Source organism: Terrisporobacter petrolearius, assembly GCF_020748185.1.
Lineage (GTDB): Bacteria > Bacillota > Clostridia > Peptostreptococcales > Peptostreptococcaceae > Terrisporobacter > Terrisporobacter petrolearius.
Genome location: NZ_JAHZMO010000028.1, coordinates 1 through 13,794, shown reverse-complemented (window position 1 = coordinate 13,794; position 13,794 = coordinate 1). Strand labels below are relative to the sequence as shown.

The window sequence follows — 13,794 nt, the reverse complement described above, 5'->3', positions numbered from 1 at the left end:
TCAAAAACAACTCTCCCTTTTCATTTTTATTTACAATATTATATTATCATAAAAATGAAAAAAAGTGTAGGTTTTGAACTATATACAAAATCTACACTTTTTTATTCAATTTACATTACAACTATTGTATCAATCTTAATTTTAACAAAAATCAAATAAGCAATTTTCATCAAACTTTACAAAAATCTTATCTCCAACTTTTAAAGGCTCTATATTTTTATTAGTTTCTAATTGTATTGTACTAGAATTTTCATTTTCTAAATTTTTCACATAGACTATATATGTAAACGAACTCTCAAAAACTTTTACTACTGAGAGTTCAAATAAATTTTCTCTGCTAAATTGAAGGTTATTTTTAACTATTCTCATATGATGTGCTCTAATACCAATATACTTTGCTTTGTCTGTTATATCCTGTGACAATGTACATTCTATTCCCCATTCTTTGGCAAATACTCTTTTTCTATCAATTATATCTATTTGAGAAATATTTTTACAACCTGTGATAATTGCTTCTGTCATTGACATAGGGTGCTTAAATAGATCTTTTTTAGATCTTTTATTTATAGCTAAACCTTCATTAAATACAACTATATCATCACATATACGATAAGATTCATTTATATCATGAGTAACATATACAATATGACCTTTAAAATCATTAATAATATCTATTAATTCATTTTCCATATTACTTTTCAAATGATAATCCAGTGCAGAAAATGGTTCATCTAAAATAAGTACTTCTGGATTACATGCCAAAGCTCTAGCAAATGCTATTCTTTGTTTTTGTCCACCTGACAACTGATAAGGATATCTTTTTTCAAATCCTTCTAGTTTCATTTTACGAAGATAGTCTTTTACTATTTTACATTTCTCCTCTTTACTAAAATTCCCCAATCCTATTTCAATGTTTTCTTTTACAGTCATATGAGGGAATAGTGCATAATTTTGAAATAAATAACCTACTTTACGCTCTTGAGGAGGAATATTTATCTTCTTTTGTGAATCAAAAAATACTCTTCCATTTAAAATTATTTTACCTTTATCTGGTTTAACAATTCCTGCTATACATTTCAAAGTCATACTTTTTCCACAACCTGACTCTCCTAAAAAACCTAAAACGCCACTTTCTTGATCTATATTAACTTTTAGAGAAAAGGAGCCAAAGTCTTTTTCTATATCTACTATTAACGACATACCCTAACCCCTCTTCCCTACAATTTCTTGTTGCTTGTCAGACCATTTATTCAATATAAGTATCATTACTACTGAAATAGCTACAATAGTCATTACCCAAAGCATAGCTCCTTTATAATCCATAGCTTGAACTTCAAAAAATATGGCTAAAGGCATTGTTTGCGTTTTTCCTGGAATATTGCCTGCTATCATAAGTGTTGCTCCAAATTCTCCTAATGCCCTTGCAAATGATAATACTAACCCGCCTATTATTCCAGGCCAAGCAAGGGGTATTGCAATTTTATAAAAAATTTTCCAATTACTAAGGCCTAATGTCTTGGCTGCTGAAATTAAATTAATATCAATCTGCTCAAAAGCTGATCTTGCACTTCTATACATCATTGGAAAGGCAACAACTGTCGCTGCAATAACAGTAGCACTCCAGGTAAAAATTATACTTTTGTCCATAAGTGCTAGTAATCTCCCCATAGGCCCATTTTTACCAAATAAAAGAAGTAAAAAGAAACCTAATACTGTTGGAGGAAGTACAAGAGGTAAAGTAAATAAACTATCTATTAGGCCTTTCCACTTACCTTGATAATTTGCTACTAAATAAGCACTTCCTATTCCTATAAAAAATGTTATGAATGTTGCTAATAAAGATGTCCTTATTGATATCCAAAGTGGTGTTAAACCTGCATTCATTATACTTCCTCCAATTCTATAACCTAATTAGCTTTTTTAAATCCATATTTTTCAAGAACAACCTGCCCATCATCACTTAATAAGAAATTCTCAAATGCTTTAGCTTTATCCTGTTTTTTACTTTCTTTCATTACAGCAACTGGATAATTTATAGATGAGTGAGTATCTTTGTCTGTAGTTAAAACAACTTCTATTTTATCAGCACCTACAGTATCACTCAAATAAACAAATCCAACATCAGCATTTCCTTGTTGAACCCAAGATAAAACCTCTTTTACATCTTTCGCAAGAACAAGTTTATTTTCTACTTTATTATATAACTTTGTATTATCTAAAACTTCTTTAGCATATTTACCCGCTGGAACTGACTCTGGATCTCCTATAGCTATATGTTTTACACCATCAGATGATATACTATCTAAATCTTTAACTGTTTTTCCTTTGGTAGCAACTAATACTAAATCATTAGTTAATAAAGTTTTATTTGTTTCATCTAATAATAAATCCTTTTCTTCTAATGCTTTCATTTGTTTTTCACCTGCTGATATAAACACATCACAAGTAGCGCCTTGCTCTATTTGTTGCTGTAAAGCTCCAGAAGATCCTAAGTTAACTTCTAGTTTTACATTTGGATCTATTTCTTTAAATTTTGTTTCTAATTCAGTCATTGCCTCTTGTAGAGATGCTGCTGCAGATATATTTAAAGTTACTACCTCTTCACTTATTATGTCATCTTTTTTACTTTTGTCTTCAATGTTACTAGAGCACCCAACTACTCCTAGTGCTAAACCTAAAACTAGACCTATTATTCCTAACTTTCTTAAAACTTTCATAAACATCCCCCTTTATTATGTTTTATTATGTTTTGTAACATTATGTCATGTTTTATAATTTATATTGTATATATTTGATACTTTTATATCAACAAGTTTATACATTTTTTAGAATATTTAGTAAAAAAAATATTTTATGTTACAATATTTCTAGGGAGGTGTTTGTTATGAACTCATCATTAAATGCAATAGAAGTTGCTGAAATGTTAAACATTACAAAAAATACAGTTTATGAAATGATAAAGAGAGGAGAGCTTCCCTCTTATAAGGTTGGTAGAAAAATAAGAATTGATAAAAGTGATGTGGAAAATTATATAAATAGTCAAAAAAATACATTTATAAATAATTCCACGCCCTTATTTGAACTTACTATCAATATGAAACCTTCTGCTACAAAAAGTGGAGAAATTATAATTTCTGGCCAAGATATTATTTTAGATATATTATGTAGAATGATAGAAGTTAAAACAAAAAATATAAGAACATATCGTTCTCATATAGGCAGCTATAATGGATTATACGACATGTATAATAACAAAGTTTCCATATCTTCTTGTCATCTTTGGGATAGGGATACGGATACATATAATACTAATTTTGTAAAAAAATTATTACCAGGTGTGCCTTGTATTTTAATTAATATTGCTTATAGAACACAAGGGTTTTATGTTAAAAAAGGTAATCCTAAAAATATAAAAAATTGGAATGATTTAAGTAGAAATGACATTACTATGATTAATAGAGAAAAAGGTTCCGGAGTTAGAGTATTGCTTGATGGAAAACTTCATTCATTTAATGTATCTACTGATATAAATGGATATGAAAATGAAGAAACATCTCATCTTAGCGTGGCTAGTTATGTTGCTAGAGGTGGTGCTGATGTGGGAATCGGTAATGAAAAGGTTTCGAAACAAGTGGATAATATTGAATTTATTCCTCTTCAAATAGAGCGTTACGACTTAGTAATAAAAAAATCTGATTTAGATAATCCAGTTTATAAATCTATTATTGATATTCTATCTTCTAAAGAATTCAAAGATGAGCTTGAAGGACTTGGAGGATATGATTTAAAAGATACTGGTAAAATAGTTGGACAAACATAAAGTTCAAAATAAAAACATGAATTAAAATCTAATCTGCTTTAGACTAAAAAATAATGCTCCTCTTAAAGGAGCATTATTTTTTATGGTTCAATTAATCCGTATTTTACCTTTATTCTATCAAGCTTTTCTATCATAGGTTTACTAAGTATAAACAAGAAAAATATTGTTGATATGCCGTGGACTATATTAAATGGTATACCACTTATGTATACTGATATAGCTCCTGCTTTTGTTATATTTTTTTCTGAAAACATAAATATGGATGCAGTGTCTAATAAAAAACCATATATAAAAAATGTGGAAATACCCCCATATATACATAAGGATAGCTTTTTCTTTTTTAACATTCCTTTTTTAAATAATAGCCCTGCTATAAATCCTATTATCCCAAATGCAAACATTTGCCATGGAGTCCAAGGTCCCTGCCCAAAGAAGAAATTAGACACAATTCCAGAAACAGCTCCTACTAAAAAACCTGCTTCTCCTCCAAAACAAACTCCTGCTATTATCACTATAGCTGCAACAGGTTTAAACTGAGGCAACATAAAAAATGCACCTCTTCCAGCTACCGCTATAGCTGCTAACACCGATATTACAACAAGTTCTCTAGCCTGAGGATCTCTGTCTTCAAATACCATAAAAAATGGTATCATGGTTTCTATAACTATAATAAGACTAGTTGCATAATAATTTTCTCTTTGATCTCCATGAAAAACAGCTAAATATATAGTGAATGGTATAACAAGTAATATTATAAACATGGCTACAAAAGTTCTTTTACTTAATTTAGAATCTTTGCCTAAAGTCCTTTTTGCAACTCTATTTCTAGCAAAATAATAGCGCCTACTTCTTTTTTTTCTTTTATCTTTTTTTTCTTCTTTTATATATATTTTCTTCTTTTTTTCTTCTATCGAGTTAATATTGTCACATAGATTATCTACTAAGCTAATGTTTGTAGCATTGCTTCCTTGTTCCCATTGCATAAAGTTATCACATCCTCACATGTTACAGCATTTTCAAATACCTGCCTACTCATTCTGTTTGCTACAGTTGTGTAGAAACTATTTCCCGAGAAAAACTTATTTGGTGTGTTACTAGTTACAATACTTCCATCAAAGAAAAGAGCACATCTATGAGCATAACTTGCACAAAATTCTATATCATGAGATACCATAACTACTGTTACTTTATTTTCTATTAATTTATTTATTATTTTAGCAAACTTAACTTTAAAATGAGCATCTAAGCCTTTTGTTGGCTCATCAAGTATTAATAGTTTAGGTTCTAAAAGCAATACTTTTGCCAAAGCTGCTCTTTGTTGCTCTCCACCGCTTAAGTCATATGGATGATGATTTAATAAGCCTTCTATTTCAACTAGTTTAGATATCTTTTCTATTTTATCCATTTTTTCTCTTTTGCTTATTGCCAACTTAGGAAACATTTCATATAAATCTTTTTCTACTGTATTTTTTACAAATAAAGATTGAGGATTTTGAGGAAGAATAGCTATATTATTATTAAATAACTCTTTATTTTTATATTCTTTTATATTTTTTTCAAAAACTTCTACTTTGCCTCTATAAGGTCTGTTTATTCCACATATTAGTGAAACTGTTGTACTTTTTCCCGTACCATTACCTCCTACTACACAGAAAAACTCACCTTTTTTAACTTCAAAGTTTAAATCTTTTACAATGTCATTGCCATCTTTCTCATATTTAAACCAAACATCCTTCATTTTTATTGCTGCTTTATCTGAGTATATATTATTGCATTCTTTATCATCTTCTACTCTTGTATATGCTACTTCTTCATTTGCAAATAATTCATTAATAAAGTATCGTCCCTCTTTTACAGTAATAGGTGTTTCATTTATATTTAAAGAAGAAGTTATTTTTATAGGAGATGGCATTGCCTCAAACATATCTGGCATTAGCTGCTTTACCTTTTTCCCCACATTCTTTGGCTTATCATCAATAATTACTTCTCCTTCATCCATAAGTATTATTCTATCAGCCATATTAAAAACTTCTTCTAAATCATGTTCTACCATTACTATTGTAATTCCCAGTTCTTCATTAATTTTTTTTATAGTCTTTAAAAAATCACTAGCTGTTATAGGATCTAGTTGACTAGTTGGTTCGTCCAAAATTAGTACAGATGGTTGCATCGCCATAATTGAAGCCAAATTTAATAATTGCTTCTGTCCCCCTGAAAGTTCTGTTACATTTTTTCTAAACCAAGTTTGTATACCAAAGAAACTAGCCATTTCTGCTACTCTAAGTCGAATGGTATTATTGTCATAACCTAAACTTTCAAGACCAAAAGCTAATTCATGCCATACTTTATCTGTTACTATTTGATTTTCAGGGCTTTGCAATACATACCCTATTTGTGATGACTGAGTTCTATCATCAACTAAATCAAGCAATTTCCCTTGAAAATATATATCACCTTCTCTTTTTCCATAAGGTGTAAGTACTGTTTTTAAATGTCTTATTAATGTACTTTTCCCACAGCCTGACTTTCCACAAATTACTACAAATTCTCCAGAATCAATAGTTAAATTTATGTTTTTTAAAGCTAGTTTTTCCATATTAGGATAAGAAAAAGCTAATTGTTCAATTCTAAATGTCTCCATTTTATTTCCTCCTTAATATCAAGAATCACTGGGATAATACATAAAAGAAAATATGCAGTATAATCAATTATACTAAATATTGTAATAGGAACCGTTTTTATGGCAGGAAAATAAATCATAGTGTTTTCTCCCCTAGAATGACCTATTAAAATTATTATTGTAAAAAAAATCATTATAGTTATTACAATTTTATCCCTATTATCAAATCTATAATTTGAAAAACTAGTTCTTCCTTTAAGACCATACCCCCTTGATTTCATTGAATCAGCTGTTTCTATCCCATTTTCCAATGCCCAAGTCATCATTATAGATAAAATTTTTATTCCATTAAGAGCCTTAGTTATTATATTTCCGTTACTAACGTCTCTCCCTATACATTTTTGTGAATTAGATATTACTTTAATTTGTGCCTTATACTTTGGCACAAATCTTAATACCATAGATATAATAAGTGATAATCCTGGTATTATTCGTCCAAATAGATATATAAATTTATCTGAGCATACTACTGCGTTATAACAAGAAAACCAAAGAATCATTGATATAAACATAGTTGCTGCTGCTATACCATAAATAATAGATTCTAGGGTTAATGGGTTTCCTGTACTAAAGTATCCAAGAATAGTTACTCCTGCATGACTAAAGGCTGGATTTATTACTGCACAAAATACTAAAAATGGTATCATATATACAATATTAAACTTTACAGCTTTTCCTCCATTTAAACAAATAGAGTAAATGAATGATGTAATAAAAGATATACCTAAAAAAACAGGGTGCATGAAAAACATGCTAAATAATATTACTACTGTAAAATAATAAAAATTCACAATTGGATGGTAAGATTTAAAAGAGTTTATCATTTTTTATTTGCCATCCAATCACATCCAACATCTTTACCTAAATCACAAGTATATCTCCATTTTATCTTGTCATTATTTTTTAATTTATATCTACTACATCCATAATTAGGATACCATCCGTTAACTTGATACATCCATCCACTTAATTCTCCTCCGTCAAACTCATATAGATTATGAATACCTTCTATATAATTACTGTTATAAATGGGAGTCATTGAGAATTCCATATGAATTTTATTAGCTTTCACTTCTCTTAATAAAACATCGAATACTGCTTCATTTTTGTAAAACTTAACTTTTTTAGTTTTATATATAATTCCATCTGATGGAATCATATCTCCTTTTCCATTTTCTATTGCAACCTTTCTATTTTCTGGTTTTAATAAAGTCTTACAATCGATTGACAAAGTTACATATCCTGCTACTTTACTTTTGTCAACTTTATTTCCACTTTCATTCCATTCAAATGGTTTAGGTTTTCCAGCTGGAGTTGGATCGGTTAAATATTTGTCCTTTCCATCTTTTCCTGGAGTCCCCTCTTCTACATTAATTCCCATCTGCTTTTTATATTCTAAACTTTGTTTCGCTTTGTCACTCTTACTATCATTACGAATTCCACCATTTGAACTCTCTGAGCTATCTGAACTACTTCCATCAGTATCTGCATCTATTGCTGCTTGTTTTGGATCACTTCCTACAATATAAAATGTTCCTTGTCGATTTTGTATACTAAAGTTAATAGTTGTTTTATCTGATGAAAAATCTACAGTGGCTGTAGTTACCTTTTCTAATTTATCTGAATTTAGCTTATATATATCTGCTGCACTACACTTTAATTTACTATTAAATATAATTGATAAAGCTGTGTTACTTTCTAAACTTGAAGTTTCTTCAAAAGAAAATCCATAAACTAGATCTGATTTAGCTTTTTCTTTTACTAAATCTATATTTTCACTTACTGAATTAACTTTTAAGTTTATATCTTTAGGTTCTTTAATATCACTAGCCAAAAACATCCATTCATAAGAAAAATCTTTATTATTACCTTCAAGTAAAGCCATTTCTCCACTATTTTTTATTTTTTCAAATGTTTGTGCAGTTACTACTCCATTTTCAGGAATCTTACTACTATCTCCAGAAGCTCCACTGCCTTCACCACTACTAACTACATTACATCCTGTAACAGCAAAAACCATAATCAAAAGTAAGGATATGACTATTTTTTTTATCTGCTTCATTTTTCTCATCCCCCTAGAAAATTACTCTATTTTTATATTGCAGTCATCAAATTTAATGTTTTTATTTTTTGTTGATAAACTTGAGTTATCTTTGTCCCCATTAACAGTTGCAAAAACTGCATCTTTTATCTTAAATCTTATATTTTCTCCACTTTCCACATCATTTTTTAATTTAAATTCTAATATTAAAATATTATTTTTGCTTTCTTCTACTATAGATTTACTAGTAAACGATTCTTTTCCTCCTGTAGAATCCAAATACATAATATTAGCTTGACCTCTTTTATTACTTGCTTTTACATCATATTCCCAAGATGGTGAATTAGATGAGTAAGTTAATATATCACCTTTTTCTATGTCAATAAATTCAACTTTATTTTTATCAAAAGAAATAGAAAAGCTTGCACTTGAATATATATTTGAAGGAATTTGTGACATCTTTAACTTTAATTTAAAAGTGTTTTTATTATTCTTAGATAAAATACTATCTCCATTCAATGATATTGATACTTCTTTTTTTATTTCACTGTTGTCATCTATATCATTTTTAGTATTTTTCTCCTGTGAATTTATAACTATAATATAAGAAATTCCTACTACAATTGCTAAAATAGAAAGTAAAATTAATATTGTATATTTTTGTTTTTTATTCAAATCATTTAACATTTAAGATTCCTCACTTACTTTATCAAATTCTTTGTCTTTTTTGTTCTCATCTTTGTATATATCAAAGACTTTATAATCTTTATTACTTACAAACTTATTTATTATGCTATCAATATCTCCATTATCAATTTTAGAATCCATTGTCACATTTGCAGCTATAATTTCTTTATCCTTTGAAATTTTTATCTTTCCATTTAGAACTGATTGTAAATTCAATAAATCTTGACCATTAACTATTTTGTCATTATTCAAATCTCCAAATATTATTTCTTCTCCTTTTTCTTTCATAAACTTATATTTTTCCATATTTATTAAATCTTCTTTTTTAATATCTTTGCTAATAAGACCTATATATGTAGGTGATTTACTTAATTTTGATAATTCTTCACTATAATACAAATTATTTTTTTCATTATATATTACCCCTACTTGATTATCTCTTTTAGGGAATTCTACAACTATACATTTTTTATTTTCAGGAATCAAACCATTTTTTTCGCCTTCATAAATAATTTTAAAGTTTATAGTAGCATCTTTTTTATTTTTAAATGAACTACTTGTATTGGGTGAACTATTTGAACTACCTGAACTAGTTGAACTACTACTTGCTGATGAACTACTGACTCCTTTGCTAGGCAAGTTACTGTCATGATTTATCTCCCCTCCAGATGAATTTTGATTATTATTATCTTTATTATTGTCTTTATCATCACTAGGCTTGACTAAATCAGGGTTTTCTCCAGTTGATAGTGTTCCTTTTGCATCTGTCATATTATAAAGTCTATTTTTACCCTCTAAAAATCTTTGGTATGCTACTAATGCATACATTCCTTGATCAGTAGCCATTGCGTCTATTTCCATATTTTCCACATGTTTAAATCCGCCACCTTTAACATAAAATCTCATTAAATTAGATATTAACCAGCAATCGCCTTTAATAAATCTTTCATCTTTTCCTGGATTTATACCAAGTGCACATAGCGCCACTATAACCTGATCAACACTTTCACTATTTGTAGTTCCCCAACTAGAGTATCCCCCCTTATCATTTTGTAATTTTGATAATACTTTAATAGCTCTATCTATATACGGCTTAACTTTTTCTTCATTTTTATATGGCGCTAATGATTGTAGGGCCATTGCAGTAATATCTGGATCTGGAGTTTTTCCACTAAGTGCCCATCCACCTCCATCAATTTCTTTGTTTAAAATATAATCAATTAGTTTTTCTCTACTAGTTTGAACTTTTACACCATCAACTATTGGTATCTCATAATTATTAGTGTCAAAAGCTATAAGAGCAAAAATTGGACCATTTATACCTTGTTTTATTACTTTACTAAAATCTGCTAATTTTTCAAGTAAATTATATCCTCCAACATTTCTAGGATCTTTTCCTATGGATGTTAAACCTATAATAACCCTAGAGTACTCTGTATATTTTACATTATGCAAAATACCATCACATTCTTTTAGGGTTCTAACTACATTTGAATAATATTTATCATAATAAGACTGCGGTATTTTAATTCCACCTCTTGCTACACATAGTATGGACCATTCACCACTAAATGTCCCTACATTTGGGTCCGGTGTATTTTTGTGAATCAATATACCTGTATTATTTATAGCCTCCTTAACACTTGGATTGGGAGTTTTTAACGATAATGCATAAGATCCACTTAAGCAGGTAGTTACCATTACAAATGTCAATATGCATATTACTTTTTTTAATATTCTATTCCTAAACAAAATCTTTCCCCCTTTATATAAAATTTTAGAATGATTATTTCAACCTATTTAAATGGTAGATTTTATTTTATTTATGTACAATAAAATAAAGTAAAGAGTATACTTAAGTTACTACAGTAGTACTACCTTGTATACTACTTTAAAATTCATTTTTTATTAAAAAAGTTAGGATAAATATCCTATTATCCTAACTTAAAAATATTATTTTATTATAATTTTTCAATAAACTATCATTTTTTTTATTAATTTCACCTACTTTACTTTTGTATATTTTACAGTGCTGAATGAACTATAAACTTTATTTCCATCAATAGTTTTATAGGATCTAACTTTATAATAATAAGCTTTCTTTTTGGTAAGTCTACTATTTGTATATGATAATGTAGACCCCTTAGTTATGGTATTTATTTTTGAATATTTTCCAGATTTACTAGTTGATCTATAAACTTCATATCCACTTGCATTTGTTATCTTATTCCAAGATACTTTAATTTTTTTACTTCCTGCTCTTAATTTAATACTTGGAGTTGATGGTTTTGTAGTTATTTTTTTTACATCACTAAAATTGCCATAATAAGTCTTTTTACTATCTGTTGTATATGCCCTTACTTTATAAGAATAACTTGTTACAGGACTTCTTTTTGAATTTGTATATGAAGTAGTGCTGTTCTTGCTTATAGTAGATATATGGTCATAAGATTTAGTTTTAGAATTGTATCTGTAAATTCTGTATCCACTGGCTTGGGGTACTTTGTCCCAAGTAAGTTTAACTGATGAAGTTGTTGCAGAAGCTTTTACATTTTTTACTTTCCTTGGTAAAATTTTAAATGTTACTTCCTTTCCAAGTTTTTTATAATTATTTTTACCTATTACTTTTACTTTAGCTGTTCCTACTTTTTTATTATTGCTATAGGATAATGTATAATCTGTACCTGATTTTAATTTTTCACTTCCATCTTTTACTGTTACCAATGGTTTTATTTCTTTTCCTGTATATTCTTGATTTGATATTGTACTAACAGATAATATTTTAGGAATTTCAACATTATCCAAGGCTTTATTTAAAGTAGTCAAAGTATCATCTACTTTATCTTGTTTAGATTCCATATTTTGTAATACTTTGTACCCATTATCATAAGCTAATTTTACATCTTTATCTTGTAAAATATATTCCTTTTTATCTGAGCTATTTATTTTAGCAATAGCTGTAGTTAACTTGTCTTTATTTGATGCATTTACCAATGCATCTGTACCGCTATCACCAGACATAAATGTTGATCCTAAATCTGCGCCATACCCCCAAACAGTATATTGCCATCTCATTACATCTCCATCTTTTAATTTGTATTGTCCTGATCCATAATTAGGAAACCAATTATTTACAGCATACATCCAGCCTGACATAAATGTATAATCAAACTCACCTAACCAGTCTTTTTCATTTCTTCCATAGGGCTCATCACACACATCTAAAATATATTTTGGTATTTTAGCCTCTCTTTTATCTCTGTCTTTTACACTTGCTAAGTAAAATGTTTGTCCTACTACACCTGATTGGTCCCCTATGCTTCCAGTATGTTTATAGCTTCCTTTTCCCAAATTTTCATCCATTAGTCTAGTTATAATTTTTGCACCAGTATCTCCCTCATATATGGGAACTCTTACTGGTTCTACAATATAACCAAGTCCTAAAGTAAATTTTTCCATACTAACTGTAACGTATCCCTTTGGAACAGAAGCTACTTCAGCACTTTGTGGCATAGAAAAACACATAACAAAAGTTAAAATAAATGCCATTAATACTGATAACATTCTACCTATTTTAGATTCTAATCTTTTCATGAAATCACCCCTTAATAAAAGTTTTCTAACTACTCATTTGATTATAGTTATTCACACATTTCTTATCAATAAATTAACAATAAGATTACACTAAAGTTACTTTAGTAGTACTACTTACACTTGCTGTGGCTGTTTTACTCATTTTTATAGTAATTTTAGTATTTTTTTGTTTTGGTATGTTTATTGAGTAAGTACCATTTTTGCTAACTCTAACTGATTTGCCTATTTGTTTTTCATTTACATAAATTCTAATAGTTGCTCCAGGCTGACCTTTTCTACTAATTTTTGTTGATGTTGATTTAATTGAATTTGCAGTAAGTTTTTTAGAGAACACTTTTAAAACTGTTGTAGTTTTTCCTAAAGAAGCATCTTTTACTTTAGTATCAAATTCATCAGCTTTTTTAATTAATTCTAAATTTGTTATGACTTTGTTATAAAATTCTTTTGCCGAACTATTTGCATCAAAGTATTTTTTAGATTGAGAATTTAACGACTCATATCTATTTATTAACATCTTAGCTTTTTCAACAGTACTTCTATGGGATTTTAACGGTAGTTGTAAGTCTGCAAATTCCTTTGCAAGCATTGAAACATTTTCTTTATTTAAATTGTCTTTTCCTATTTCTAGTACTATCTCGTCAAGTGCATCTTTTGCCTTAATTATTATTTTTCACACTATTATCCATATTTCCATGTGCGCTTATTGCAATTACTACATTTCCCATATCTTTTTCTAATGCTAGTCTTTGAATTTTTGCAACCAAGCTTAAAAATTTACAAGATGTTATTAAAATTGCTATATTTTATTCTATATAAAATTATATAAAAAAAAGACTAAAACATAGTAGTATAATCCCCTTATAGTAGACACATAAAAAAAGGCATCGTATAATGATGCTAAATGTAACTACAATAAGGGAGGGTTCTATGTCTAAAAAATATAATAAATATAATAAAGAAGTAAAATTGAAA

General features: G+C 28.4%; 12 protein-coding genes. 1 reads left to right on the top strand and 11 read right to left on the bottom strand.

Features of this window, described 5'->3' with window-relative positions; all coding sequences use genetic code 11:
- Window positions 1-141: 141 nt before the first annotated feature.
- Genes K0040_RS14110 through modA form a run of 3 tightly spaced genes read right to left on the bottom strand, consistent with a single transcriptional unit; the run spans window position 142 to window position 2,717 of the window.
- On the bottom strand, window positions 142-1,200 hold the full coding sequence (locus K0040_RS14110) for a sulfate/molybdate ABC transporter ATP-binding protein (protein ID WP_228109414.1): 1,059 nt from the start codon (window positions 1,198-1,200) through the stop codon (window positions 142-144).
- A 3-nt stretch (window positions 1,201-1,203) separates the two neighbouring features.
- Window positions 1,204-1,884 (bottom strand): molybdate ABC transporter permease subunit, encoded by a 681-nt coding sequence (modB, locus tag K0040_RS14105; protein WP_228109413.1) that lies wholly within the window; start codon window positions 1,882-1,884, stop codon window positions 1,204-1,206.
- A 23-nt stretch (window positions 1,885-1,907) separates the two neighbouring features.
- Window positions 1,908-2,717: a molybdate ABC transporter substrate-binding protein gene (gene modA, locus K0040_RS14100; RefSeq protein WP_228109412.1), complete on the bottom strand. Its 810-nt coding sequence runs from the start codon at window positions 2,715-2,717 to the stop codon at window positions 1,908-1,910.
- 167 nt (window positions 2,718-2,884) lie between these two features.
- Here modA and K0040_RS14095 point away from each other — a divergent pair, with 167 nt between their 5' ends.
- A complete protein-coding gene (locus K0040_RS14095) occupies window positions 2,885-3,820 on the top strand; it encodes a substrate-binding domain-containing protein (RefSeq protein ID WP_228109411.1) in 936 nt (311 codons plus the stop codon).
- Between the two features lie 80 nt (window positions 3,821-3,900).
- On the opposite strand, the gene K0040_RS14090 is transcribed toward K0040_RS14095, so the two are convergent.
- The 8 genes from K0040_RS14090 to K0040_RS14055 all read right to left on the bottom strand — a co-directional run bounded on the left by K0040_RS14090 (window position 3,901) and on the right by K0040_RS14055 (window position 13,408).
- A complete protein-coding gene (locus K0040_RS14090) occupies window positions 3,901-4,803 on the bottom strand; it encodes an ECF transporter S component (protein WP_228109410.1) in 903 nt (300 codons plus the stop codon).
- A complete protein-coding gene (locus K0040_RS14085) occupies window positions 4,761-6,461 on the bottom strand; it encodes an ABC transporter ATP-binding protein (RefSeq protein WP_228109409.1) in 1,701 nt (566 codons plus the stop codon). Before K0040_RS14085 ends, K0040_RS14090 begins: the two co-directional genes overlap by 43 nt.
- Entirely contained in the window at window positions 6,434-7,324 is an 891-nt protein-coding gene (locus tag K0040_RS14080) for an energy-coupling factor transporter transmembrane component T (RefSeq protein ID WP_228109408.1), read from the bottom strand. The genes K0040_RS14085 and K0040_RS14080 overlap by 28 nt, the downstream gene beginning before the upstream one ends.
- Complete coding sequence (locus tag K0040_RS14075) at window positions 7,321-8,562, bottom strand: DUF4430 domain-containing protein (protein WP_228109407.1); 1,242 nt, start codon at window positions 8,560-8,562, stop codon at window positions 7,321-7,323. The genes K0040_RS14080 and K0040_RS14075 overlap by 4 nt, the downstream gene beginning before the upstream one ends.
- 21 nt (window positions 8,563-8,583) lie before the next feature.
- Window positions 8,584-9,228 (bottom strand): cohesin domain-containing protein, encoded by a 645-nt coding sequence (locus K0040_RS14070; RefSeq protein ID WP_228109406.1) that lies wholly within the window; start codon window positions 9,226-9,228, stop codon window positions 8,584-8,586.
- A complete protein-coding gene (locus K0040_RS14065) occupies window positions 9,229-10,980 on the bottom strand; it encodes a hypothetical protein (RefSeq protein WP_228109405.1) in 1,752 nt (583 codons plus the stop codon).
- A 252-nt stretch (window positions 10,981-11,232) separates the two neighbouring features.
- On the bottom strand, window positions 11,233-12,822 hold the full coding sequence (locus K0040_RS14060; protein WP_228109404.1) for a DUF4430 domain-containing protein: 1,590 nt from the start codon (window positions 12,820-12,822) through the stop codon (window positions 11,233-11,235).
- An 85-nt stretch (window positions 12,823-12,907) separates the two neighbouring features.
- Window positions 12,908-13,408 carry an Ig-like domain-containing protein gene (locus K0040_RS14055; protein WP_228109403.1) on the bottom strand — a complete coding sequence of 167 codons (501 nt, stop codon included), beginning with the start codon at window positions 13,406-13,408 and terminating at the stop codon, window positions 12,908-12,910.
- Window positions 13,409-13,794 lie beyond the last annotated feature (386 nt).

Bases quoted from the DNA above. Each gene is read 5' to 3' on its own strand.
- K0040_RS14110 (WP_228109414.1), bottom strand. From the start codon at position 1,200: ATGTCGTTAATAGTAGATATAGAAAAAGACTTTGGCTCCTTTTCTCTA.
- modB (WP_228109413.1), bottom strand. From the start codon at position 1,884: ATGAATGCAGGTTTAACACCACTTTGGATATCAATAAGGACATCTTTA.
- modA (WP_228109412.1), bottom strand. From the start codon at position 2,717: ATGAAAGTTTTAAGAAAGTTAGGAATAATAGGTCTAGTTTTAGGTTTA.
- K0040_RS14095 (WP_228109411.1), top strand. From the start codon at position 2,885: ATGAACTCATCATTAAATGCAATAGAAGTTGCTGAAATGTTAAACATT.
- K0040_RS14090 (WP_228109410.1), bottom strand. From the start codon at position 4,803: ATGCAATGGGAACAAGGAAGCAATGCTACAAACATTAGCTTAGTAGAT.
- K0040_RS14085 (WP_228109409.1), bottom strand. From the start codon at position 6,461: ATGGAGACATTTAGAATTGAACAATTAGCTTTTTCTTATCCTAATATG.
- K0040_RS14080 (WP_228109408.1), bottom strand. From the start codon at position 7,324: ATGATAAACTCTTTTAAATCTTACCATCCAATTGTGAATTTTTATTAT.
- K0040_RS14075 (WP_228109407.1), bottom strand. From the start codon at position 8,562: ATGAAGCAGATAAAAAAAATAGTCATATCCTTACTTTTGATTATGGTT.
- K0040_RS14070 (WP_228109406.1), bottom strand. From the start codon at position 9,228: ATGTTAAATGATTTGAATAAAAAACAAAAATATACAATATTAATTTTA.
- K0040_RS14060 (WP_228109404.1), bottom strand. From the start codon at position 12,822: ATGAAAAGATTAGAATCTAAAATAGGTAGAATGTTATCAGTATTAATG.
- K0040_RS14055 (WP_228109403.1), bottom strand. From the start codon at position 13,408: ATGCTTGCAAAGGAATTTGCAGACTTACAACTACCGTTAAAATCCCAT.